Consider the following 22,909-nt stretch of genomic DNA (forward strand, 5'->3'; position numbering starts at 1 on the left):
CCTGCCCCCGCCACATAGGCGGCCACCGCGTAACGTCCTGCCACTCGGATGACGTTACGGACGTAACCCAAACATGTGCAATATGCGTTACATTGCGCTGGTGTCCTCCCCCCACGTCACCGACGGCGACTGGTCCACGCGGCACTCCGTCCTGACTATGGCGCGCCGCACCGCCGCCCTGGTCAACGCCCTTGCGGAGGACCGCCCCGACCCCGGCGACGTGGCGAAGGTGCTGCGCGCGTACGGCGAGACGGGCCCCGTCGACCTCACCGCCCAAGAGGTCGCGCGGATGCGGAACGCCGCCGACCGGCTGCGGGAGATCTTCGCCGCCGAGCACGCCGACGAGGCCGCCGTCACCCTCAACCGCCTGCTGCGCGAGCACACCGGACCGCTCCGTCTGACCTCGCACGGGGGCGGCGCGCCCTGGCACCCCCATGTCGACCGCGACGACGACGCCCCCTGGGACGAGTGGTTCCTCGCGTCGTCCTGCCTGGCCCTGACCGTTCTCGTGTGGGACCGCCAGCTCCCGCCCGGCAGGATCTGCGCGTCGGGCGCCTGCCGGAACGTCTTCATCACCCAGGGGCCGGGCCCCGAACGCCGCTACTGCTCCCGGCGCTGCGCGACCCGCGAGCGTGTCGCAGCCCACCGGCGCGCCCGCTCCGGGCCGTCACCCGGGTGACCGGGGCTCGCCGCGCGGCGCCGGTTCCTTACGGCGGCGCGCGGGTGAGCCGCGCCCACGCGCCGCAGTCGTCCGTGGAGACGTGGTCACGCCGGCAGCCGCGGTCCGCCTGCTATGCGCGGTTGCCGTCGCACAGCGACCGGACTTCCCGCAACAGTGCCGGGTAGTCCTCGCCGTACGTGACGACGCCGGCGTACACCGCGTCGAGGGCGGCCTGCAGCGGGTCGGCCTCGGCGGCGGCGAGCAGTGCGGGTATGGCCATGTGCGGCTGGGAGAAGCGCACGGAGGGGTCCGGCTCGCCGATGGTGACCCGCATGGTGTGGATCGCCGCTTCGGTGGGCCGAGTCGCCGTCTGTGACCCGGGGGTCTCCGGCGCCGGGGCCCAGTCGGCCGGGGGCCCCACGATCAGCGCGGTGGTATCAGCCACGGCGATCGGCAAGGACACCTCGTCCCAGGCGGACGGCGCCTCGAAGGGCGGACGCTCGGGCGGCACGGCCCGGCCGACGGTTCTGTCCGGGACCCGGGGGTCGGTCTCCAGGGTCTGCCACACCTGGGCCTCGTCGTCGAGCGGCGGTGGCAGCGGTCGTCCCTCGGTGACGGCGGTGAGTCCGGCGGCGATCCAGTCCAGCTCCGCGAGACCCGCCGCCTCGCACGCACGGCGCGCGGCCAGCAGGGCCACCGCGCGCTGCGTGGCGGGGCCGGCGGCATCGATGGCGTGCACGAGTGCCGCGTCGAAGGCGAGCAGGCCGCGTACGTTGCCGTCGACGTCGCGCAGTGCCCGGCTCGGCGACCGGCCGCCCCACTCCCAGCGCTCGTAGGCCAGTTCGCGTTCTCGTTCCGCCTGTTCCTGTGCGAGGCGGGCCTGGCGTTCGGCTTCGGCGCGCTCGGCCGGGGTGGGCGGGGGTGGCAGCGTGCGGGCGTAGTCGTGCCAGTACGCCGCCATGCCCGAGGTCTGCTTCACGACACGGTCCGGCATGGGCGGGGCGGGCCAGAACTGCAGGAGGTAGCGGTCGAGTTGCGGCTCGCCCTTCAGGCGGGTGTCCTCGTCGTGTGCCGCGTCCATGCCCTGGGCGCAGTACCGGACCCGGTAGTCGGTCTCTTCCAGGCCCAGCTCCCAGGAGCCGTCGCCTCCCCACAGTACGAGCTCGGTACTGTCCGAGGCGGGGCGGAAGGACACCTCCACGACGTCCTCCCAGCTCGGGTCCAACGGCGGGGCGTGGTCGTGCACTTCGACGGTGAAGCCGACGTCGCCCGTGTGCAGTCCGGTCGTCAGCCACAGGGTTCCGGGGATCGCCGCGCCGCACAGCCCGGAGCACTGGCCGGCGAACGAATCGGCGAGGTCCGGACCGTAGCTGTCCGGATCGCTCTCGACATAGAGCTGACCGTAGTGGACGTGGACTTCTCCGTGGACCGGCCTGCGCATCATGACCCCCATCGCCTCCGGAAGCGTGCCGTGCTCCGCACCCTACGACCCGGCACTGACAACGCCCGGTCCGCTCAGCTCCCGCTCAGGGCCGCGCCCAGCGCGAGTGCGAGCAGCATGGGAAGGAGGACGCATCCGAGCCCGGCACCGGCGGCCAGCATGCGCGGTATCCGCAGGTACCGGTGGTGCGGCAGGGCCCAGGAGAGGGCGAGCAGGCCGACCGACCAGTAGAGCGCGCCTCCGAAGGCGCCGACGCCGTCCTCGGAACGAAACCATATGTACTCCAGCACGAGGAACGGCAGGCCGAGCAGGGACGCCACGAGAGGCGCCTTCCACCACGTCCGGTGGCCCGGGCGCGGTGCTGCGTCGTCGGGCCGCATGTCGTCGAGATGCATGCGGCCATCCCATCACCGCCGTCGGGCCGGGACATCGGGTCGCGTACTCAGCCGCGCACCCCGCGCGCGTACTCACGCCGCCACGTGCGGCCGCGATGTCGAGGTCCGTTCGCCGCCAGCCTCGCGCACGTCCCGCCGGTGAGATGGAGGCATGACTTCACAGGCAGCTCTGAACGGCAAGAAGGTCCTGGTCACCGGCGGCAGCCGGGGCATCGGTGCGGCGACGGCACGGCGACTGGCTCAGGAGGGCGCGGACGTGGCCGTCACCTTTGTGCAGGGGAAGGAGGCGGCGGACGACCTCGTCCGGGCCGTCGAGGCGCTGGGGCGGCGGGCGGTGGCCCTGCGTGCCGACGCCGCGGACGCGGCGGAGGCGGCGGGCGCGGTGACCCGTGCGGCCGAGGCACTCGGGGGCCTGGACGTCCTCGTGAACAATGCGGCGGTAGGGCTCATGCAGCCGTTGGAGAGCATGTCGCTCGCCGACGTGGACCGCCTGATCGCCGTGAACGTGCGCGGGGTGTTCCTGGCCGCCCGGGCCGCCGCCGCCCTGATGGCACCGGGGGGACGGATCATCACCCTCGGCAGTTGCGTCAGCCGGCGCGCGCCGGGCCCCGGTGCCACGCTGTACGCGATGAGCAAGTCGGCGGTCGTCGGGCTGACCAAGGCGCTGGCCCGTGAGCTGGGCGGGCGCGGGATCACGGCGAACGTCGTGCATCCGGGCCCGACCGACACCGACATGAACCCCGCGGACGGGCCCTTCGCCTCCGGGCAGGCCGCGATGACCGCCCTCGGCCGCTTCGGCACGGCCGCGGAGGTGGCCTCGGCGGTGGCCTATCTGGCGGGGCCGGACGCGGTGTACGTGACGGGCGCGGAGCTTTCGGTGGACGGCGGGTACGCGGCGTGAGGGACGGGGGCGGCGAGGCGGCGCGCCGGAGTCACGTCCCGCGCAGCCGGCGTACGTCCTCCTCGTCCCACTTCCTGGTGTCGCGGGGCTCGGTGTAGGGCTCGGCCCGGGGCGGAAGGCCGCCGGCGACGGCCCGTTGCCGCACCGTCTCCGCGTCGAACTCCAGGCCCAGCAGGATCGCGAGGTTGCTGATCCACAGCCAGACCAGGAAGACGATGACGCCGGCCATGGTGCCGTAGGTCTTGTTGTAGGAGGCGAAGGTGCCGACGTAGAAGGCGAACCCGGCGGAGGCGAGCAGCCAGATCAGCAGCGCGAGGACGCTGCCGGGTGTGATCCACTTGAAGCCCTTGACCCTGGCGTTCGGCGTGGCCCAGTACAGGATCGCGATCATCACGGTGACCAGCAGGACGAGCACCGGCCACTTGGCGATCGACCACACCGTCAGGGCCATGTCGCCCACGCCCAGGGCCTGGCCGGCGTGGCGGGCCAGGCCGCCGGTGAAGACGACGATCAGCGCGCTGGCCACGGCGAGGACCATCAGGACGACCGTGACGCCGATCCGCACCGGCAGGATCTTCCACACCGGGCGGCCCTCCGGCATGTCGTAGACGGCGTTGGCGGCGCGGATGAAGGCGGCCACATAGCCGGAGGCCGACCACACCGCCAGTACGAGGCCGACGACGGCCATGACGGAGCCGGTGCCGGCATTGCTCTGCAGCTGTTCCACGGCCCGGGTGAGGATGTCGCGGGCGGAGCCGGGCGCGAGGTGCCTGAGGTCGGCCAGCACCTTGCCGGTGACCGACCTGCCGGCGACGGACAGCAGCGACACCAGCACCAGCAGCGCGGGGAACAGGGCGAGAACCCCGTAGTACGTCAGGGCGGCGGCCCGGTCGGTCAGCTCGTCGTCCCGGAACTCGCGCAACGAACCCTTCAGCACGGCGCCCCACGCCCGCTTGGGCAGTTTCGCCGGGGTGTCGGGGGCGGCCTGCTCGACCTGCCGGCCGGGCCCGGCCTCGTCCGGTGCCGGGACGCGCGGCGCCTGAGTCGTGTCGCCGCCGTGGTGGTGGCGCCGGGGAAGATGCAGCTTCGCCATACCGCTCGGGTATCCCGGCCGGGCGTCCTCAAGCCCGGGCTTCCGCCGGAATCGGCCGTGGCGCCCGACTGGCCGCGGCACCGGGGCGGCCCGGAGATCGTCGGGCACGCGGGGAGGCCCGGGCCTGCCCGGCATCCGCCGCCGGGTCGCCGCACGGGACGGCGAGACGGCCGTGACCAGCCCGGGTCGCCGGTGCGGCCCCGGCTCTGGAGTGGCTCCCCCGTGTGACCGGGCTGCGCATCCGGCGCGAAGTCCTCGCGCGGTTCACCGAGTTGCCCGGCACTCTCACCGGCGCATCAGCACTGGGGCCGTTTCCCGTGGTTGGCGGCGTGGCCGCGCCGTGACTTCTTCTTCCGGCGTCGCTTCGAGGACATGGGAACCTCCAGAGGGAGAGGAAGACGATACGGGTGGAATGCCGACTGACCATCCATAACTACGCTATATCGGGACTGATCACCTCTCCACTCGCCACCCCCTTGATACGATGCGAAAAATGCCCGCCTCATGAATGTCCTCCCCGGGACCAGAGGAGCCGGAATGGCCGGTGACCCGAAGCCGATCAGTGCCACGGCTCGCCATGCGCTGGAGCAGGAACTGGCCGATCTGCGCGACGAGCGCCGTCTCGTCGCCGGAACGCTGCACGACAGCGCCGATGTCGGCGACCAGGCCGACCAGGCCGACGAGTTGCGGCGCGCCGATCAGCTCGACCGTCTGGACCGCCGTATCGAGGACATCACCGAGCGGCTGCGCCAGGCGGACGTGGCCGGGCCTCCCCCTACGGATGAGGTCGGCGTGGGCAGCACGGTCACCGTCCGCTTCGCGGACGGCGCGCAGGAGACGCTCCAGATCGGCGAGGTCGCCGAGGCCTTCGACCAGCACCTGGTCACCTGGGACAGCCCGCTCGGCCGTGCGCTGCTCGGGTGTCGCGCGGGTGACTCGGTGCACTTCGACACGCCGGACGGGCCGTCCAGTGCGGTGGTCGTGTCGATCGGGGACGGCGGTTGAAGAACTCCGGCAGCCGGGAAACGGCCGTGACCGCCTTCCGGCACGAGGTGACCGATGCCGACACCGCGGTAGCGGTGGGCAGCGGTGATGTGCCTGTTCTCGCCACCCCGCGGCTGATCGCGTGGATGGAAGCGGCCACCGTGCGGGCCGCGGCCCCCTTCACCGGATCGGGCCGGACCACCGTCGGGACGCAGGTGCGGATCCGGCATCTGCGGGCCACCCCCGTCGGGGGGCAGGTGGAGGTGAGTGCCGGGACCGCCGCCTCCGGTGCGGGCGGGCGGCTCACGTTCGCGGTGCGGGCCGTCGACGCTTCGGGGCGGCTGGTGGCGACGGGCGAGATCGACCGGGCGATCGTCGACCGGGAGAGTTTCCTGGCCCGCGTGCAGGCGGCGGACCGCTGACCGCGGGCCCGGCTGGGCTCAGACGGGCGTGTGTCCTTGGAGGTACGCGCGTACGACTGCCGGGAGCGCGGCGTCGGCGGCCTCGGCTATCGGCGCCCAGCGCACGTGCTCCGACGCGAGGACGGCTCCGCCCGACGGGGACTCGCTCAGCAGCTGGCACACCACCGCCGAGGCCCCGTCCGCCGGGGCCGTGTCGTGCGGGGCCGTGTGGTGCGGGGCCAGGGGCTCGGTGCCGTCGACGAGGTAGCCGGTGAGTTCGTAGACGACGCGCGCCGCGGTGGCCTCGGCCGGCTCGGCCGGCTGCGGAGTGCCCGACGGCAGCGTCCAGGCGTCGCCGTCCGCCACCAGCAGCAGCCGTCCGTCGTACAGGACGACCGCCTGCACCACTCCCCCGGCAGGCTCCAGCGTCATGAATGACCACCTCTCCCCCGGCGCGCCCGGCCGGTCCCCCTCCCTTACCCACGGCCGGCGCGCCCTGCACCGACACGGTGTCATCTCCCGTAACTACGCGGTCAGTACAGCACCGGCAGGTCTCCTGGACGTACCCGCACCGTGACCGGGAGGGTGGCGTCGACCTCGCCGTCGGCTCCGTAGGGGATGGGCCGGCTCGCCTCGATGCGCAGCTCCCTGCCGCGCAGGACACGCACTTCGGGGCGGTGGATGTGGGCGCCCGTCCTCAGCTCGTTCATGAGGGCGAAGAACAGCCTGCGCGGTGCCTCGCGGATCATCACCACGTCCAGCAGTCCGTCGTCGACGCGCGCGTCGGGGGCGATGAGCCGACCGGAGCCGTAGTAGGGGGAGTTGGCGGCGACGACCGTGTAGCCGCGGTGGGTGTGCTCCTCGCCGTCGACGGTGACGCGGTAGTCGGCCGCCCGCCACGTGGTGACCGCGCGCAGGCCGCCGGCGTAGTAGGAGGCGGCGCCGCGCAGCAGGCGGGCGTGGTTGGCGTGCCGGTTGGCCACGGCGTCCACGCCGGCGTAGACGCTGCCCAGGACCACGGTGCGGGGGTGGACCGCCGACTCCACCTCGATGGTGTCGACGGGCCGGGGCTCGGCGTGCAGCAGGATGTCGGCGAGTGCGGCGGGGTCCGCCGGCAGCTTCAGGGCGCGGGCGAAGTCGTTGCCGCGTCCCGCCGGCACCAGGCCCAGGACGGTGCCGGTGCCGCTCAGCGCGCCGCCGATGCCGCCGGCGATCCCGTCGCCGCCGACGGCCAGCACGATCCGGCCGCGCTCGCCGGCGCGGCGGGCGATGTCCTGGGCGTGGGCGAGGCTGTGGCTGTACTCCGTCGCCAGCCCGGCTCCTGCCTCGCGCAGCAGCCGGGCCAGGTGCAGCAGGGTCGCCGCCCCCGTGGAGCCGCCCGCGGTGGGGTTGACGACGGCGGTGAACTGTCGCATCGGTGTGCCTCCGAAGCAGGCGGATCTGAGGGGTCGGTCGTCGATGGGGTGGCGTCAGTCGGTGGGGAGCAGGACGCCCGGGTTGAGCAGGCCCTCGGGGTCCAGGCGGCGCTTGACGGCGCGCAGGGCCGAGATGCCGAGCGGTCCTGCCTCGCGGACGTACCAGTCGCGGTGGTCGGTGCCGACCCCGTGGTGGTGGGAGATGGTGCCACCGGCGGCCAGTACGGCTTCGTTGGCGGCGTGCTTGGCGGGCGTCCAGTGGGCCACCGGGTCCTCCCCCTGGGCGCTGACGACCGTGAAGTACAGGGAGGCGCCGTTCTCGTAGACGTGGGAGATGTGGCACATGACCAGGGGCGGGGTGCCGGCCTCGGTGAGGGTGTCGGTGAGTGCGGTGCGTACGGCCGTGTAGAGGTCGGGGATGCGGGACCAGAAGGCCGCGGTCTCCAGGGTCTCGGCGAAGGCGCCGACGTCGAGGAGGGCGTCGCGGAGGTACGGCGCCGAGTAGCGGCCGTGGGCCCAGCGCTCGCCCGGTTCCGCTCCGACGAGGGTGCCGCCGCAGGCGGTGAGGACGGCCGCCGCCTGTTCCCGGCGCAGCGCGGTGTCCTCGGCCGTGCCCTCGTAGCCGGTGATGGCCAGGCAGCCGGCCGTGCTCTGTGCCAGGTCGGCGCCGATGGCGTCGGGCTGGGCCAGGCCGATGAGGGTCTCGGTCTCGTCGGACAGCCGCAGCACGGTGGGCCGGGGTCCGTCCTGGGCGAGCCTACGCAGCGCGGCGGCGCCGTCCTGGAACGAGGCGAACCGCCAGCCCTCGTAGATCCGTTGCTGCGGCAGCGGGCGGATGCGTACGGTGACGGAGGTGATGACGCCGAAGGCGCCCTCCGAGCCGAGGATCAGCTGGCGCAGGTCGGGGCCGGCGGCGGAACGCGGGGCGCGTCCGGTCTCGATCGTGCCCTCGGGCGTGGCGAGGGTCAGGCCGAGGACCATCTCGTCGAAGCGGCCGTAGCCGGCGGAGGCCTGGCCGCTGGAGCGGGCCGCGGCGAAGCCGCCGATGGTGGCCCATTCGAAGGACTGCGGGAAGTGGCCGAGCGTGAAGCCGTGTCCGGCGAGCAGCGCTTCGGCCTCGGGGGCGCGCAGGCCGGGCTGGAGTACGGCGGTGCGCGAGACGGGGTCCAGGTCGAGCAGGCCGTTCATGCGGCGCAGGTCCAGGGCGACGAAGCCGGTGCGCTGGGGGGCGAGTCCGCCGACGACCGAGGTGCCGCCGCCGAAGGGGACGACGGCGAGGCCGTGCGCGGCGCAGGCGCGCAGCACGGCGAGGACCTCGTCGTGGGAGGCGGGCAGGACCACGGCCTGCGGGACGTCCGTGAAGTCCCCGGTGCGGATGCGCAGCAGGTCGGGTGTGGACTTGCCGCGGGTGTGCCGGATGCGGCTCTCGCTGTCGGTACGGACGTGGTCGGCGCCGCCGACGGCCTCGGCTAGGGCCTTGAGCGCGGCCGGAGCAGCCGTGGTGGCGGGCAGGCGGATGTCCTGGAGGGAGAGGGCGGGGGTGGTGCGGGGCTTGACGCCGAGCAGGTCGCGCAGCAGTCCGGTCACCGAGTCGGGCAGCGGTGCCGCCTTGGCCGGGTCGCCCCAGCCGTTCCACAGCATGTCCATTGAACGGTCGTCCTCACAGGTCGGTGTGCTCGGTGTGCTCGGTTCGCGCACGGCCGGTGGCCGTTCCCCGGGTAACGGCGGCTGCCCGCCCGGCCCCCGGGGCGTTACACTGTGACACATGACGCCTATTCGTCACAACGGTTCGGACAACGATCATGTGCTCGACGCGGTGCGCGACTGCGTGCTGGCCGTCGGCGTCCGCCGCACCACCCTCGCCGACGTGGCCCGCCGCGCCGGCGTGTCCCGGATGACGCTGTACCGGCGCTGGCCGGACCTGCGGACCCTGGTCGGCGATCTGATGACCCGTGAGTGGATCGACGTGGCGACCCGGGCGATCACCGAACCCGCCGACGGCACCGACACGCGCACCCGGATCGTGGACGGACTGGTGGCGGGGGTCGAGGCGTTCCGGGCGCACCCGCTCTTCCGCAAGATCGTCGACGTCGATCCGGAACTGCTGCTGCCGTATGTGCTCGACCGGCGCGGAGCCAGCCAGGAGGCACTGCTGAACCTGCTGGCCGACGCCGTGCGCGCGGGCCACGCGGACGGGTCGGTACGTCCCGGCCATGTCGAACGGCAGTCCCGCGCCCTGCTGTTGACCGTGCAGTCCTTCACCCTGTCCCTGCGCACGATGACCGACGAGGACGATCCGGAGCTCGACTCCCCCGCCTTCCTCGCCGAGTTGCGCACCCTCCTGGAGAGGACCCTCACGCCATGAGCCACACCAGGTCCCACGCGGGCTCGTCGCTCAGCGCCCACCGCCGCAGGCGGGAACTGGCCGACGCCGCGGACGGCAGGGTCGCCGACGTCCTGGTCGTCGGCCTCGGCGCCACCGGAGCCGGGGCCGCCCTGGACGCGGCGGCACGCGGGCTGGACGTCGTCGCGGTGGACGCCCACGACCTGGCCTTCGGCACCTCGCGCTGGAGCTCGAAGCTGATCCACGGCGGGCTGCGCTATCTGGCCTCCGCTCAGTTCGACGTCGCGCATGAGAGCGCGGTGGAACGCGGGGTGCTGATGACCAGGACCGCCCCGCACCTGGTGGCCGCCCAGCCGTTCGTCCTGCCGCTGACCCCGCTGGTGTCCAAGGCCCAGGCCTCGCTGGCCTGGGCCGGGTTCCGGGCCGGGGACATGCTGCGGCTGGCCGCCCGGACCCCGCGCCAGGTGCTGCCCGCGCCGCGCCGGCTGACGGCGACGGAGGCCCGGCACCTGGCGCCCTCGGTGCGCACGGCCGGGCTGCGCGGCGGACTGCTGTCCTGGGACGGCAGGGTGACCGACGACGCCCGGCTGGTCACCGCTCTGGCGAGGACCGCCGCCGCGCACGGCGCACGGGTGCTGACCCGGGTCAGGGTGCTGGAGCTGACCGGCACGGGCGCCCGCGTCCGCGACGAACTCACCGGCGAGGAGGGCGAGATCAGGGCCCGGGCGGTCATCAACGCGGCCGGGGTGTGGGCGGGCGGTCTCGTCGAGGGCATCCGGATCCGGCCGTCCCGCGGCACCCACCTGGTCCTGCGTTCGGAACGGCTCGGCACCCTGCCGGCCGGTCTGCACATCCCGATCCCCGGCGAGACCAACCGCTTCGTGCTGGTCCTGCCCCAGGGCGACGGCCGGGTGTACGTCGGCCTCACCGACGAGCCGGTCGAAGGCGGGATCCCGGACGTCCCGGAAGTGCCGGAGACGGACATCGGCTTCCTGCTGGACGTGCTCGGCTCGGTCCTGGACGCACCGGTGGCCAGGGAGGAGGTCGTCGGCGCCTTCGCCGGACTGCGCCCCCTGCTGGACACGTCCGCACCCGACGGCCCGGACGGCGCACCGGCCCGCACCTCCGACATCTCCCGCCGGCACGCGGTGCTGACCTCCCCGAACGGGGTCACGACGATCGTCGGCGGCAAGCTCACCACCTACCGGCGGATGGCACAGGACGCCGTGGACGCCGCGACCGCCGCCCGGGGCCTTCCCGCGGTCCCCTCCCCCACCGCCGCACTGCCGCTGGTCGGCGCCGCCGCACCCGCCCGGCTGCGCGCGATGTCGGCACCCCGGCGCCTGGTCCGCCGCTACGGCACCGAGGCCGAGGCCGTCCACGCCCTCGCGGCACAGGACCCCGCCCTGGCCGAGCCGGTGCTGCCGGGCCACCCGGTCACCCGCGCGGAACTGCTGTGGGCGGTCCTGCACGAGGGCGCGCTGGACGAGTCCGACCTGCTGGACCGCCGTACCCGCATCGGTCTGGTGCCGGAGGACCGCGCCGAGGTGCTCTCCGTGGCACGCGAGGTGCTGGCGGAGGCGCGGGCGGCGCGCCCCTGAACCGCAGGGCCGTGGCGGAGGCTCAGAGCAGGCGGCGGATGTCGCCGCGGACGCGGTAGAAGCCGCCCGCCGCCGGGTGCAGGGCGTCCACGACGTAGCGGGCGCCCGGCTGGCGTATCGCGCGCGGGAACTGGACCTTCCAGGAAGGGTCGTAGCCCTCGGACACCACGTGCACCCGGAGCCGGCCGCCCTCCTGCACGCACTCGACCACGACGCTTCCGGACGGTGCCCGGTCGACGGTGGCCACCGCGGCCACGGCGGTGGCGGGTGCGTAGGTCGGCAGGGCGGCGGCGAGTTTGACGTCCCGTGCCACCGGCACGGTGCCCCGCTGGGCCGCGGTGATGGCGGTCTCGCTCGCGTCGACGCACACCAGCGAGCCGTCGGTGGTCACCAGGTACAGCCGCTCGTCGCGGTACTGCATCGACAAGGCCGAGCCGCCGCCCGTGCCGAGCTTCCACAGACGCGTGCCGTCCTGGTCGAAGCAGTAGACGGACGACGCGGCGTCCCCGGCGAAGACGAACCGGCCGCCCGGGGACGTGGCGCACGAGTAGACCGCGCTGTCGCAGGCGTACGTCGCCTCGATCGCGCCGGTCGCCTTCGAGAGCCGCTGGACCACGTGGTGCCCGGTGCCCGCGTACACGGCGGCGTCCTCCTGCCAGCCGAACAGCACGCTTCCGTTGGTGGCCGTGTGCCACAACTCGCCGCCGCCGTCGGGCGCGTAGGCGGTCACACCCCGGTGGTGGCCGTGGTAGACGGCCTGGTCGTCGGCGCGGACCATCCAGGCGTGTTCGCCCTGGCTGCGGCGGGCCCACTGGTGTTCGTCCTCGTGGTCGATGACGGTGAGGCGGCCGGCGCGGTCCGAGACGTTCAGGACGCCCTCGTGGATGTCCAGCCAGAAGATGTCGACGTCGGCGGCGATGTCGTACGCGGCGAAGGGCAGTTTGGAGGAGAGGTCGTAGACCTTGCCGTCGTCACAGCCGGCGTAGATCCAGAAGTCGTCGGCGACCAGGCACTTCACTCCGTCCGGCAGGCTGAACCGGGCGAGGACGGCACCGTCGTGTCCGAGGGTGTAGACGTCACCCGCCTGATTGCCCACCCAGCAGTGCTGGTCGTCGACATGGATGCCGAACGCGGCGGATCCGGTGCGGAACCGCCACAGCACGGGTGCCACCGCCCGCGCCGTGGACGGGGCCGAGCTGACCTGACGCCGGGTCACCGCCCGCGGGGCACGCTGCCCCTGGACGGCGGGGGCATAGCCCTTGCGGACCTTCTCCCCCACCTTCTTCGCGGCGGCCGCCCTGGCCTTCTCGGCGGTCGGAAACGTCGTCGTCTGGGTCTGTCCCGCGGCGCCGATCCTTCCGTACCGCACCGTCACCACCGGACCGTCGACGGTCACCTCGTAGAACTTGTGGGCGCCGCCGCCCTCCTGCGACAGCTCCAGATACGTCGTCGACACCGTGGACGCCGTGGTCATGGCAGACCCCTCCCCAGGGCGGACCCGCGGCCGTTCCGGCAGGTCCTCACTGATCGAACCGTAAGGCCGGCCACTGACAACGGGCCGCCGTCGCCGGCCTCCACGCACGGCTACGCGAGGGCGACCAGGGCTCGGTAGTCCTCGCTCCACAGGTCGTCGGCCGCGTCCGGCAGGAGCAGGACGCGGTCGGGGCGCAGGGCGTCGAGGGCGCCCTCGTCGTGGGTGACCATCACCATCGCACCGGGATACGAGCCGACCGCGGCCAGGACCTCGTCGCGGGAGACCGGGTCGAGGTTGTTGGTCGGCTCGTCCAGCAGCAGGACGTTCGCCCCGGAGTGGACCAGTGCGGCCAGTGCCAGCCGGGTCCGCTCGCCGCCCGACAGGACACCCACGGGTTTGTCGGCGTCGTCGCCGCTGAACAGGAACGCGCCCAGCACCCGCCGTGCCTCACCGGTGTCCAGGTGGGGTGCGGTCGCACGCAGGTTGTCCAGGACCGTGCGGCCGGTGTCGAGTGTGTCGTGCTCCTGGGCGAAGTAGCCCAGGCGCAGTCCGTGCCCGTGCACCACGCGTCCGGAATCCGGCTGTTCGGCACCGGCGAGGATCCGCAGCAGGGTGGTCTTGCCGGCGCCGTTGAGCCCGAGCACGACCATGCGGCTGCCCCGTTCCACCGCCAGGTCCACGCCGTCCAGGACCCGGTGGCCGCCGTAGGACTTGGCCAGGCTGATCGCACCGAGCGGCGTCCGCCCGCACGGGGCGGGCTCGGGCAGCCGGATCCTCGCCGTCCTCTCGGTGCGCCGGGCCGGTTCCAGCCCGGCCAGCATCCGGTCGGCGCGGCGGGCCATGCTCCGGGCCATGGTGGCGGTGGCGGACCGGGCCTTCATGCGGTCCGCCTGTGCGTGCAGGGCGGCGGCCTTGCGTTCGACGCCGGCCCGTTCCCTGGTACGGCGCCGCTCCTCCGTCTCGCGTCGGGTCGTGTACGTGGTCCAGCCGGTGTTGTGGATGTCGATCGTGGCCCGTGCGGAGTCCAGGTGGAAGACCCGGTTGACGACGTCGGCGAGCAGGGCGGTGTCGTGGCTGACGACCACCAGCCCGCCCTGATGGTTTTGCAGAAAGCCGCGCAGCCATCCCAGCGAGTCGGCGTCGAGGTGGTTGGTGGGCTCGTCCAGCAGCAGGGTGCCGCGGCTTCCGGCGAACAGGATGCGGGCGAGTTCCACGCGCCGCTTCTGTCCGCCGGACAGGGTGCCGACCGGCTCGCCCATGACCCGTTCGGGCAGGCCGAGTCCGGCGGCCACCCGGGCGGCCTCGGCTTCGGCCGCGTAGCCGCCGCCCGCCTGGAAGGCGGCGTCCGCACGGGCATAGGCGTTCATCGCCCGCTCCAGCGCCGCCGGACCGGCGGCGTCGGCCATCGCCGCCTCGACCACACGCAGTTCGCGCAGCGCGGTGTGGAGGCCGCGGGCGGACAGGATGCGGTCGGTGACCGTGACGGCGGGGTCGGCGGCACGGGAGTCCTGGGCGAGGAAGCCGACCGTACCGGTGTGCGTGATCGTGCCGGCGGCAGGCCGGGACCGTCCGGCGAGCGCGGTCATCAGGGTGGTCTTGCCGGCGCCGTTGCGGCCGACGAGGCCGATCCGGTCCCCGGGGGAGACGGTGAAGGAGACGCCGGAGAGAAGCAGGCGCGCACCGGCGCGCAGCTCGACGTCACGAGCGGTGATCATGGGTAACGCTCCGAGATAGCAGGAGGACACACTTCTGGCGTGGAAGCGGGTCCTCAGCTAGGAAATTCGGGGCGTGGACATGGGGGCACGCTAACGGACGCACTCCGAGCGGCGCATCCGCTTTTCCGGGCCGGGGTCCGGGGCCCGGCCCGATGCCCGGCGCGGGAAGGCGCACCCGCGCCGGGCACGGGAACCAAGCGTTCCCGAGAGTGGTCCGCGTGCCTGGATCAGCCGGTCACCTGAGGTATCCGAGGATGGTCATCATGCCGCTCTCCGAGTGGTACTGGTTGTGGCAGTGGAGCATCCACAGGCCCGGGTTGTCGGCGTCGAAGTCGACGACGAGCTTGCGGTGGGGCAGTACCAGGGCGGTGTCCTTGCGCGTCCCCACACCGTCGAGGCCGGTGACCGCGAAGGTGTGGCCGTGCAGGTGCAGGGGGTGCCACATGTCGGTGGCGTTGATGAGGGTGAGCCGTACCCGTTCGCCGGCGCGCACCGGGTGGCGCCTGCGCGGGTCGTACGGCTGGTGGTCGAAGCGCCAGTCGAACCTCCGCATGCTGCCGGTGAGCCTGAGGCGCAGCTCCCGGTCGGGTTCACGGTCGTCCAGCGCCACGGACTCGTCCGGTACGAGACGACGCGCGGGTACGACCCTGCCGTCCAGCTCGTCCGGGCGGACGTTGCGCCCGGGAATGCTTCTGCCTCCGTCGGTGCGCAGCACGGCGAGTGCCTGGCCCTGCTTCCCCTCGGCGAGTGCGACCAGGGGGAACACGCCGTCCTCGGCGGTGACCAGGACGTCGTACCGCTCGGCCATGCCGATGAGGAGCGCGTCGGTCTCCTCGTGCTCCACGGGATAGCCGTCGGTGTGCGTGACGGTCATGGTGTGGCCGCCCAGCGCCACCCGGAAGGCGGTCTCGGAGCCCGCGTTGATGATGCGCAGCCGGACGCGGTCGCCCGGGCGGCACCGGAACACCGCGGGGTTGGCCGGCAGTCGGCCGTTGACGAGGTAGTACGGGTAGGCCACGCTCCCGCCGGGACTGTCGAGCATCCGGCTGTACGAGGTGCGCAGCACTCGGGAGGGACCGGTCGGCAGACCACCGCGTCCGGAACCCATGGCCATGCCTCCGCGCCCCATGGACATGCCGGTTCCGGGCTGGAGCTGGTCGAGCACGCGGTCCGGGGTGGAGCCGTTCACGCCGTCGACCCAGTCGTCCAGGACGACGACCCACTCCTTGTCGTAGGAGAGGGGTTCCCTGGGGTCGTCGACGATGAGCGGGGCGTACAGCGCCCGGTCGGGCTGGACTCCGACATGGGAGTGGAGGAAGTAGGTGCCCGGGTGGGAGACGGCGAAGCGGTAGGTGAAGTCGGCCCCCGGGCGGATGGCGTTCTGGGTGACGGCGGGGACGCCGTCCATGTCGTTGCGCAGGTGCACTCCGTGCGCGTGGAGCGTGGTGGCGGCCGGCAACCGGTTGGCGAGGGTGAGGTTCAGGACGTCTCCGGCGGTGACGCGCACCACCCGGCCGGGCAGCGTGCCGTCGTACGCCCAGCTCCGGACGGTCCGCCCGCCCAGGTCAAGCGTGGCCTGGCCGGCGGTGAAGGCAAAGCTGCGCACGGGGCCGGATCCGCGTCTCCGCTCGGCGGCCAGGACTTCCGGACCCGACGGGTCGACATAGGTCCCGGGTCCCGGCGGGCCGAAGGCGGATCCGCCGAGCGCGGTCCCCTCGGGGGCGCGGTGGGGGCGGAGAACGGAGTCGGGACGGACGGGCAGGAGTCCCGCGCCGGCGGCAGCGAGCGGGGCACGGAGCAGAGTACGCCGCGAAGGTGTGTGCATGGCTGTAATAAGACACAATTTGCGGCGGGATAGGGGGAAATGCGCCGTGCGCGTCGGTGATGTCGGACTCCGTGACCCGGTCGGCGGGCGGTACGTCGGGCCGCGCCGCGGACGGCCGGCGGCGACGGCGCCTCCGGTTCCGGGAACGCCGGTGCGCCTCGCACGGCCCGGCTGTTGAGCGGCGCCGCCGCGGCGGCGCGCCGCAACCCCCCTCAGCCGCCGACGAGTTCCGTGAACCGGCGAGTGTCGATGTTGCCGCCGGAGGCGATGACGCCGATGCGGGGCGGGAGGTTGTCGACGTGGCCGGCCAGGAGTGCGGCCAGGCCGGTCGCGCCGCTGGGCTCCAGGACGATCTTCATGCGTTCGAAGGCGAAGCGCATGGCACTCACGATGTCCGCGTCGCTGACCAGGGCGATGGCGTCGACGAGGCGCCGGTTGATCTCGAAGGTGATCTCGCCGGGCGTGGGCAGGGCCTGGCCGTCGGCGATGGTCCGGGGCACGGGCAGGGTGACACGGGCGCCGCTCTCCAGGGAGCGCCGGGTGTCGTCACCCTCTTCCGGCTCCACACCGATGATCCGGATGCCGGGGTGCAGGGCCTTGGCGGCGGTGGCGCTTCCGGCGATCAGGCCGCCGCCCCCGACGGGTACGACCAGGGCGTCGAGCGGGCCGGTCTCGTCGAGGAGTTCGAGCGCCGCGGTGCCCTGTCCGGCGATGACATCGGGGTGGTCGTAGGGCGGGATGAGGGCGAGGCCGCGGTCCTCGGCCAGCGCCGTACCGAGCGCGGTGCGGTCCTGTGTGTAGCGGTCGTAGGTGACGATCTCGGCACCGTATCCGGCGGTCGCCTCGCGCTTGGAGCGCGGGGCGTCCTCGGGCATCAGGATGACGGCGCCGGTGCCGAGTTCGCGGGCGGCCAGGGCGGTGGCCTGGGCGTGGTTGCCGGAGGAGTAGGCGGCGATGCCCTTGGCCAGCTGTTCCGGGGAGAGCCGGGCGGCTGCGTTGTAGGCGCCGCGGATCTTGAAGGCGCCGGCGCGCTGGAAGTTCTCGCACTTGATGAACACCTCGGCGCCGACGAGGGCGTTCAGGGTGCGCGAGGTGAGGACGGGGGTGCGGTGGGCGACGCCTTCGATGCGCGCGGCGGCCGCACGGACATCGTCGAACGTTACGCGTGGAGTGGCGGCGGCCATGGGCGGTCTCCTCGTCAGGCGGCTTGGACTAATTTTCTACTTCTGGATTTGAACTCTAGATATACGTACGCCCGTCTGTCCAGGAATCGGCCAGACGGGCGTGGGGCGGCGTGGACCGCAGTCGGTCTCAGTGACCGCTGATCCCCCTGGGCGTGTACGGCTCCTCAAGCTCCCGGATCTCGTCGTCGGTGAGCCGGAGGTCGAGCGCGGCGAGCGCGTCCGGGATGTGATGCTCCTTGGTGGCGCCGACGATGGGTGCGGAGATGCCCGGGCGGGAGGCCACCCAGGCCAGGGCCACCTGGGCGCGCGGGACACCGCGGCGGGCGGCGATCGCGGCGACGGCGTCGACGATCCGCTTGTCCTCCGGCTGGTACAGGGTCCGGCCGAAGGCGTCCGTCTCGCTGCGGACGCTGGCGGCGTCCCAGTCGCGGGTGAGGCGGCCGCGGGCGAGCGGGCTCCACGGGATCACGCCGACGCCCTGGTCGGCGCAGAACGGCAGCATCTCGCGTTCCTCCTCGCGGTAGAGGAGGTTGTAGTGGTTCTGCATGGACACGAACTTCGTCCAGCCGTGCCGCTCGGCGGTGTGCTGCAGCTTGGCGAACTGCCAGGCGTACATGGAACTCGCCCCGATGTAGCGGGCCTTGCCGGCCCTGACCACGTCGTGCAGCGCCTCCATGGTCTCCTCGACCGGGGTGTGCGGGTCGAAGCGGTGGATCTGGTAGAGGTCGACGTAGTCCGTGCCGAGGCGGCGCAGGCTGTGGTCGATCTCGGTCATGATCGCCTTGCGGGACAGGCCCGACCGGTTGGGGCGGTCGCTGCGGGCCGCGCCGTTCTCCACCGCGAAGTAGACCTTGGTGGCGATCACCACCTCCTCGCGCCGGGCCATCTCCCCGAGCGCCCTGCCGACGATCTCCTCGCTGGTGCCGGCGGAATAGCTGTTGGCCGTGTCGAAGAACGTGATCCCCGCGTCCAGGGCCTGGCGGATGAGCGGTCGGGCGGCGTCCTCGTCCAGGGTCCACGGGTGCGGCCCCCGGTCGGGAACGCCGTAGCTCATGCAGCCCAGCGCCAGCCGGGAGACCTCCAGGCCGCTGGTGCCGAGCTTGACGTACTCCATGGTGCGGTTCCCCTCGTCGGTGTGGTCCCGCCGAGTGCGCCGCAGCGCGGGGCTGGGGACCGGACGGGACTTCTCCGTCTGCGTGATCATGATCGTATCGGTGCGGGCCCGGCCGACGCGGCGTCGGTCCGGGCCACGCTTCCACAGGTTCGGGCCACGGCTCATGTCGCCCGTGCTCACTCACGTCAGCCCCGCCCGAGCTGCCGTGCATCGCCCCAGGAGCCTTCGGTGGACGGGACGACCTGACGGGGCCTCAGCCGCGTTCGAGAAGGGCGATCCCGAGGTCGCTGGCCGCGTAGTTGACCTCGCGCCGGTAGCGATGGCTGGTCACCAGGCCCGCCTCCCGCAGGACCGCGAGGTGCTGGGAGACCGCGCCCAGGCTCAGGCCGGTGCGGGCGGCCAGCTGGGTCGTGGTGGCGGGCGAGCTGGTGTAGCTCAGCAGCTGGGCCCGGCTACGGCCCAGGAGGCGGGCCAGGCTGTCCCCGGCCGGGTCCCGGCGCTCCCACAGGGTGCCGACGGCGCGGGCGGGGTAGACCAGGGCGGGCTGGGCCGGGCCGTCCTCGGTGAGGAAGCGGCAGCGGACCGCGAACGCCGTGGGTGCCAGGGTGATCCCGGCGCCGCCCAGGCCGGGGTCGGACTCGGGCAGGTCCGGCGAGAGCAGGGTGTCCCCGGACCAGGTCAGTGCCGGGTTCAGGCCGGCGAAAACGTGCCGGATTCCGTCCTCCGCCAACTGCCGGGTCCGGTAGGCGATGTCCGCCTCCAGCACCGCGCGGATCCGCGGCCAGTACGGCTGGACCGCGGCCCCCCACCAGGCCCGTACCGCGTCCAGGAGCCCGGGAGCCGGGGGCAGGAAGACCAGTTCCTCCTCGATCTCGGCGAGCGGACAGCGCGGCGGTGGCGTGCGGACCAGTGACTTCAGGGGCGCGGTCCGCTCGGCCAGGTCCGCGTCCCGCAGCAGGGTCAACGCCGAGCGGATCCACGGCAGATGCACCACGTGCATGCCCGGGTCCAGGGCCGCCCGGTAGCTGGCGACCGTCTCCCACAGCGGTGACATCGCGAACCTGACGTTGGCGATGTCGTCCACACCGAACCGCACGGCACCCATGCCGTCTCTCCCCCGCCGGTCACCGATGTTTTCGCCCAGACTAAAACAATGGCGGCCGCGGCACTACGCTGGTGATCTTCCCGTATGACTCCATCCCGGTTGCCCGGCCTCAAGCCGTCCCGCTCCAGCCTCCGCTTCCACCCCGACTTCCGCAGATTCTGGACCGCGGACTCGGTCGGCCAGGCCGGTGCCGCGGTGACGCTGGTCGCCCTTCCCCTGGTGGCCATCGGCACGCTGGACGCCGGGCCGTTCGAGACGGGTCTGCTGGTCGTCTTCGAGTACCTCGCCTTCCTGGTCATCGGCCTGCCCGCCGGCGCCTGGGTGGACCGCGTCCGCCGCCGTCCGGTGATGATCGCCTGTGTCCTGGCCCGGGCGGTCCTGCTCGGCTCGATCCCGGTCGCGTACTGGCTGGACGTCCTGACGATGGGCCAGCTGTACGCCGCCGCGTTCGGCATGTCGGTGTGCACGGTCTTCTTCGACGTGGCCTACCAGAGCTATCTGCCGCATCTCGTCGAGGACGGCCGGCTGCTGGAGGCCAACGTCAAGCTGGAGGCCACCCGCAACATCGCCCAGGTCGGCGGGCCGGGCCTGGGCGGTGTGCTGGTCGGGGCGCTGACGGCGCCGGTGGCCATCGTCGTCGACGCGGTCGGCTTCGTGACCTCGGCGCTCTTCCTGTCGAGGATCCGCGGCAGCGAGACCGGACCCGAGGTCCGCCCCGAGGCGAGCCTCCGGTCCGAGATCGCCGAGGGGCTGCGGTTCGTCTTCGGCAACCCGCTGCTGCGGGCGATCACCCTGACCGCCGCGATCTCCAACCTGGCCGCCATGATCGGCGCGTCGATGCTGCTGGTGCTGCTCAACGGCGAGTTGGGGCTGTCGCCGTTCCTGTGCGGGCTGGTCTTCACCGCGGAGGCGGTGGGCGGTCTGCTCGGCAGCCTGCTCACCGCGAGGATCGCCGCCCGGATCGGGCAGGGTCCCGCGATGTGCCTGTCGGTGACCGTGAGCGGCCTGCTGTGGATGCTGGCGCTGCCGATGTTCCAGCCCGACTGGCGGTTCGCGGTCGGTGTCGCGCTCCAGGGCCTCGGCTGGGTGGTGTTCATGACCTTCAAGATCAACTCTGTTGTCTTCCGGCAGCAGTTGTGCCCCAGGCCGCTGCTGGGCCGGATGACGGCGTCGGTCCGTTTCGTGGTCTGGGGAGCCATGCCGGTGGGTGCGCTCCTGGGCAGCGCGCTGGGGCAGAGCATCGGGGTGCGGCAGGCCATGTGGGTCGGAGTACTGGGGGAACTGCTCGCCGTGATCCCGGTGTTGCTCTCACCGCTGCGCACGGTACGCGAACTGCCCGGCAGGCTCACGGATGCGGACACCGAGGCTCCGGCCTGCGCCTCAACTCCCCGTTGACGCCTTCCGTGACGTCCGCGGAGACGTTCACCGCCACGGGGGGCACACAGGCAGGTTCCTATTCATACGTGCTGTTCTGGGACGGTCTTTCCGGGACGGTCCGATCGGCTGGTTGGAACCGCAGCCGAACCACACCACGCTCAGCAGCCCGGACGCCGCGCCCGACGAGGGGCTCGCAGGCGCAGCGATACGCCGAGCGCCGCTTCCCGCACAGAGCGACCCAGGGGGTCTCGGGGCGGACGTCACGCTCCCGGGTAGCGGCACCCGGCCCCGCCCGACAGCCGCTGAACGCCGGTCACTGTTCCACCGGCGGTGGCCGTGCGGCAGGGGCGAGGAGGGCGGCACATCCGGCAGGGCCTGGACGGGGGCGCATCCGGCCGGGGCTGGGGCGGAGAACATCCGGCGGGGCCTGGAGGGGGCGCATCCGGCCGGACCTGGTGCGGAGAACATCCGGCGGGAACCGGGCCAGGCATTCCGGGCCGCAACCGAAGCGGGACGGCACGCACCGGGTCTGAGCCGGGGCGGGGACGCGTACACGCCTGGAATCGCGACGGGGACACAACCGGTCCGAACCGCACCCGGAGACGGCTGGGCCAGCGCCGAAGCCGGACGGCATGGCGCAGGCCCGAGCCGGGACCAGAGGACACACGCCCCCGGAGCCGGGGACCGGGGACCGGGGACGAGGCATCGGGGACCACGGAGCCGGGCCGGAGACCGGCGAGCAGGACTGGGCTCTGAGGTCCGGGGTCTAAGGTCCGGGGTCTGCTGGGGTCTGGGGTCTGGAACGAGTCCACCTGGGACCCAAAGATCCGAGGCCAGGGACCGGCGACCAGGACCGGGGTTCGGGGTTCGGGGTCTAAAGTCCGGGGTCCGGGCTCTGGCCGGGGGCTGGGCCAGACCGGAGCAGGGACCGGTGATCGGGGCCAGGACCGGAGCGGGGGCCGGGCACCAGGACCGGGGCAGGGGCTGGGGGCCGGGGGCCGAGACCGACGGCCGAGACCGGAGTGGGGGCCAGATGTCAGGACCGGAGCGGGCGCCGGGCGCCGGGACCGGAGCAGGGACCAAGGGCCGGGGCCAGGGCCAAGGGGCCGAGACTGGGCCGGAGCGGGGACCGGGCGCCGGGCGCCAGGTCCGGAGCAGGGACCGAGGGCCGAGACCGGGGGCCGGGACCGGAGCGGGGGCCGGGCGCCGGAGCGGGGGCCGGGCGCCGGAGCGGGGGCCGGGCGCCGGGGCGGGGGCCGGGCGCCGGGGCGGGGGCCGGGCGCCGGGGCCGGCGAAACAACCGCCCAGAATCGCAATCCGGTGCGGGGCGGAAACAGGCGCGGGACGGTCTGCATCAGGTCCGACCGAGCCGGGACGGAAGGGCGGGGAACGACCCGAGCGCATGGTTTTACCGTTCCCCGCCCCGGTGCGTCGGCCCGCCTCGTCACAACACGGGGGGACGACTCCGCGACCGGTCGGACGAACCTTCGACTCACCGATCTTGTACAGACCCTCCGACGCCGGCCGCCCACGGGCCAGCGGAGCCGGTCCGGCCGGGTGACGCGCGCACATCGCACACCGGCCGCATGGCCTGCCCCGCCTGAGCACCGGCACCCGCTTCCCCCGCCACCACCGCTGCCTCGGGTGACCTGGACGCCGCAGGCGGCGGAACGGGCCGCCGGGGCCACGGCGGCAGCTCCGCACCGCATGTGCCCGGCCTGGCGGTGATGCCGGGGCTGTCGGTCAAGTGCCGCTCACATCAGCGCCAGTTGACGGGGGAAGCGACACCGGCGAGCCGCATCCCGCGCGGATCCACGACGGCGTGGCCCGCTGGAACACCTGAAACCCGGATCCCCGGTACCGGCGCTCCGCCGGTACC

General features: G+C 73.2%; 20 protein-coding genes. 7 read left to right on the forward strand and 13 right to left on the reverse strand.

The window, feature by feature from the left end; all coding sequences use genetic code 11:
• Positions 1–82: 82 nt before the first annotated feature.
• Positions 83–679, forward strand: a complete 597-nt coding sequence (locus ABT171_RS22755) for a CGNR zinc finger domain-containing protein (protein WP_351246519.1) — start codon at positions 83–85, stop codon at positions 677–679.
• A 112-nt stretch (positions 680–791) separates the two neighbouring features.
• Here ABT171_RS22755 and ABT171_RS22760 read toward each other — a convergent pair whose 3' ends face one another.
• Positions 792–2,102 carry a hypothetical protein gene (locus ABT171_RS22760; protein ID WP_503076251.1) on the reverse strand — a complete coding sequence of 437 codons (1,311 nt, stop codon included), beginning with the start codon at positions 2,100–2,102 and terminating at the stop codon, positions 792–794.
• A 74-nt stretch (positions 2,103–2,176) separates the two neighbouring features.
• The gene (locus ABT171_RS22765) at positions 2,177–2,497 is read right to left on the reverse strand and encodes a hypothetical protein (protein ID WP_351246523.1); all 321 of its coding nucleotides are present in this window, start codon (positions 2,495–2,497) and stop codon (positions 2,177–2,179) included.
• A gap of 151 nt (positions 2,498–2,648) precedes the next feature.
• Here ABT171_RS22765 and ABT171_RS22770 point away from each other — a divergent pair, with 151 nt between their 5' ends.
• A complete protein-coding gene (locus ABT171_RS22770) occupies positions 2,649–3,398 on the forward strand; it encodes an SDR family oxidoreductase (protein WP_351246525.1) in 750 nt (249 codons plus the stop codon).
• 31 nt (positions 3,399–3,429) lie between these two features.
• Here ABT171_RS22770 and ABT171_RS22775 read toward each other — a convergent pair whose 3' ends face one another.
• Positions 3,430–4,491 carry a YihY/virulence factor BrkB family protein gene (locus ABT171_RS22775; protein ID WP_351246527.1) on the reverse strand — a complete coding sequence of 354 codons (1,062 nt, stop codon included), beginning with the start codon at positions 4,489–4,491 and terminating at the stop codon, positions 3,430–3,432.
• Positions 4,492–4,787: 296 nt separating this feature from the next.
• Positions 4,788–4,865 (reverse strand): 50S ribosomal protein bL37, encoded by a 78-nt coding sequence (locus ABT171_RS41940; RefSeq protein WP_373305753.1) that lies wholly within the window; start codon positions 4,863–4,865, stop codon positions 4,788–4,790.
• Positions 4,866–5,028: 163 nt separating this feature from the next.
• Here ABT171_RS41940 and ABT171_RS22780 point away from each other — a divergent pair, with 163 nt between their 5' ends.
• Together ABT171_RS22780 and ABT171_RS22785 are read left to right on the forward strand one after the other, a co-directional pair.
• On the forward strand, positions 5,029–5,496 hold the full coding sequence (locus ABT171_RS22780; protein ID WP_351246529.1) for a GreA/GreB family elongation factor: 468 nt from the start codon (positions 5,029–5,031) through the stop codon (positions 5,494–5,496).
• Positions 5,497–5,522: 26 nt separating this feature from the next.
• Positions 5,523–5,897, forward strand: coding sequence for a thioesterase family protein (locus ABT171_RS22785; protein WP_351246531.1), 375 nt, complete (start codon positions 5,523–5,525; stop codon positions 5,895–5,897).
• A gap of 18 nt (positions 5,898–5,915) precedes the next feature.
• On the opposite strand, the gene ABT171_RS22790 is transcribed toward ABT171_RS22785, so the two are convergent.
• The 3 genes from ABT171_RS22790 to ABT171_RS22800 all read right to left on the reverse strand — a co-directional run bounded on the left by ABT171_RS22790 (position 5,916) and on the right by ABT171_RS22800 (position 8,938).
• The gene (locus ABT171_RS22790; RefSeq protein ID WP_351246533.1) at positions 5,916–6,308 is read right to left on the reverse strand and encodes an NUDIX domain-containing protein; all 393 of its coding nucleotides are present in this window, start codon (positions 6,306–6,308) and stop codon (positions 5,916–5,918) included.
• 101 nt (positions 6,309–6,409) lie between these two features.
• On the reverse strand, positions 6,410–7,291 hold the full coding sequence (locus ABT171_RS22795; protein ID WP_351246535.1) for a diacylglycerol kinase family protein: 882 nt from the start codon (positions 7,289–7,291) through the stop codon (positions 6,410–6,412).
• Between the two features lie 54 nt (positions 7,292–7,345).
• Positions 7,346–8,938, reverse strand: a complete 1,593-nt coding sequence (locus ABT171_RS22800; protein WP_351246537.1) for an FAD-binding oxidoreductase — start codon at positions 8,936–8,938, stop codon at positions 7,346–7,348.
• Between the two features lie 118 nt (positions 8,939–9,056).
• Between ABT171_RS22800 and ABT171_RS22805 the strand changes: the two genes are divergently transcribed.
• Positions 9,057–9,656 carry a TetR/AcrR family transcriptional regulator gene (locus tag ABT171_RS22805; RefSeq protein WP_351246539.1) on the forward strand — a complete coding sequence of 200 codons (600 nt, stop codon included), beginning with the start codon at positions 9,057–9,059 and terminating at the stop codon, positions 9,654–9,656.
• A complete protein-coding gene (locus ABT171_RS22810) occupies positions 9,653–11,236 on the forward strand; it encodes a glycerol-3-phosphate dehydrogenase/oxidase (RefSeq protein WP_351246541.1) in 1,584 nt (527 codons plus the stop codon). Before ABT171_RS22805 ends, ABT171_RS22810 begins: the two co-directional genes overlap by 4 nt.
• 22 nt (positions 11,237–11,258) lie before the next feature.
• Here the strand turns inward: ABT171_RS22810 and ABT171_RS22815 are convergent, their stop codons facing one another.
• From ABT171_RS22815 to ABT171_RS22840, 6 genes are all read right to left on the reverse strand, one after another.
• A complete protein-coding gene (locus tag ABT171_RS22815) occupies positions 11,259–12,710 on the reverse strand; it encodes a WGR domain-containing protein (RefSeq protein WP_351246543.1) in 1,452 nt (483 codons plus the stop codon).
• A 110-nt stretch (positions 12,711–12,820) separates the two neighbouring features.
• Entirely contained in the window at positions 12,821–14,425 is a 1,605-nt protein-coding gene (locus tag ABT171_RS22820) for an ABC-F family ATP-binding cassette domain-containing protein (RefSeq protein WP_351246545.1), read from the reverse strand.
• A gap of 235 nt (positions 14,426–14,660) precedes the next feature.
• Positions 14,661–16,250 carry a multicopper oxidase family protein gene (locus ABT171_RS22825; protein WP_351246547.1) on the reverse strand — a complete coding sequence of 530 codons (1,590 nt, stop codon included), beginning with the start codon at positions 16,248–16,250 and terminating at the stop codon, positions 14,661–14,663.
• 212 nt (positions 16,251–16,462) lie between these two features.
• Positions 16,463–17,434, reverse strand: coding sequence for a threo-3-hydroxy-L-aspartate ammonia-lyase (locus tag ABT171_RS22830; protein ID WP_351246549.1), 972 nt, complete (start codon positions 17,432–17,434; stop codon positions 16,463–16,465).
• Positions 17,435–17,561: 127 nt separating this feature from the next.
• The gene (locus tag ABT171_RS22835; protein ID WP_351246840.1) at positions 17,562–18,548 is read right to left on the reverse strand and encodes an aldo/keto reductase; all 987 of its coding nucleotides are present in this window, start codon (positions 18,546–18,548) and stop codon (positions 17,562–17,564) included.
• 253 nt (positions 18,549–18,801) lie between these two features.
• Complete coding sequence (locus ABT171_RS22840; RefSeq protein WP_351246551.1) at positions 18,802–19,653, reverse strand: ArsR/SmtB family transcription factor; 852 nt, start codon at positions 19,651–19,653, stop codon at positions 18,802–18,804.
• 84 nt (positions 19,654–19,737) lie between these two features.
• Here ABT171_RS22840 and ABT171_RS22845 point away from each other — a divergent pair, with 84 nt between their 5' ends.
• The gene (locus tag ABT171_RS22845) at positions 19,738–21,048 is read left to right on the forward strand and encodes an MFS transporter (protein WP_351246553.1); all 1,311 of its coding nucleotides are present in this window, start codon (positions 19,738–19,740) and stop codon (positions 21,046–21,048) included.
• The last annotated feature ends 1,861 nt before the right edge of the window (positions 21,049–22,909 follow it).

This window comes from Streptomyces sp. NPDC001851, from assembly GCF_040297165.1.
GTDB lineage: Bacteria > Actinomycetota > Actinomycetes > Streptomycetales > Streptomycetaceae > Streptomyces.

Coding starts and splice junctions, on each gene's coding strand:
- ABT171_RS22755 (WP_351246519.1), top strand. CDS start 83: ATGCGTTACATTGCGCTGGTGTCCTCCCCCCACGTCACCGACGGCGAC.
- ABT171_RS22760 (WP_503076251.1), bottom strand. CDS start 2,102: ATGCGCAGGCCGGTCCACGGAGAAGTCCACGTCCACTACGGTCAGCTC.
- ABT171_RS22765 (WP_351246523.1), bottom strand. CDS start 2,497: ATGCATCTCGACGACATGCGGCCCGACGACGCAGCACCGCGCCCGGGC.
- ABT171_RS22770 (WP_351246525.1), top strand. CDS start 2,649: ATGACTTCACAGGCAGCTCTGAACGGCAAGAAGGTCCTGGTCACCGGC.
- ABT171_RS22775 (WP_351246527.1), bottom strand. CDS start 4,491: ATGGCGAAGCTGCATCTTCCCCGGCGCCACCACCACGGCGGCGACACG.
- ABT171_RS41940 (WP_373305753.1), bottom strand. CDS start 4,865: ATGTCCTCGAAGCGACGCCGGAAGAAGAAGTCACGGCGCGGCCACGCC.
- ABT171_RS22780 (WP_351246529.1), top strand. CDS start 5,029: ATGGCCGGTGACCCGAAGCCGATCAGTGCCACGGCTCGCCATGCGCTG.
- ABT171_RS22790 (WP_351246533.1), bottom strand. CDS start 6,308: ATGACGCTGGAGCCTGCCGGGGGAGTGGTGCAGGCGGTCGTCCTGTAC.
- ABT171_RS22795 (WP_351246535.1), bottom strand. CDS start 7,291: ATGCGACAGTTCACCGCCGTCGTCAACCCCACCGCGGGCGGCTCCACG.
- ABT171_RS22800 (WP_351246537.1), bottom strand. CDS start 8,938: ATGGACATGCTGTGGAACGGCTGGGGCGACCCGGCCAAGGCGGCACCG.
- ABT171_RS22805 (WP_351246539.1), top strand. CDS start 9,057: ATGACGCCTATTCGTCACAACGGTTCGGACAACGATCATGTGCTCGAC.
- ABT171_RS22810 (WP_351246541.1), top strand. CDS start 9,653: ATGAGCCACACCAGGTCCCACGCGGGCTCGTCGCTCAGCGCCCACCGC.
- ABT171_RS22815 (WP_351246543.1), bottom strand. CDS start 12,710: ATGACCACGGCGTCCACGGTGTCGACGACGTATCTGGAGCTGTCGCAG.
- ABT171_RS22820 (WP_351246545.1), bottom strand. CDS start 14,425: ATGATCACCGCTCGTGACGTCGAGCTGCGCGCCGGTGCGCGCCTGCTT.
- ABT171_RS22825 (WP_351246547.1), bottom strand. CDS start 16,250: ATGCACACACCTTCGCGGCGTACTCTGCTCCGTGCCCCGCTCGCTGCC.
- ABT171_RS22830 (WP_351246549.1), bottom strand. CDS start 17,434: ATGGCCGCCGCCACTCCACGCGTAACGTTCGACGATGTCCGTGCGGCC.
- ABT171_RS22835 (WP_351246840.1), bottom strand. CDS start 18,548: ATGGAGTACGTCAAGCTCGGCACCAGCGGCCTGGAGGTCTCCCGGCTG.
- ABT171_RS22840 (WP_351246551.1), bottom strand. CDS start 19,653: ATGGGTGCCGTGCGGTTCGGTGTGGACGACATCGCCAACGTCAGGTTC.
- ABT171_RS22845 (WP_351246553.1), top strand. CDS start 19,738: ATGACTCCATCCCGGTTGCCCGGCCTCAAGCCGTCCCGCTCCAGCCTC.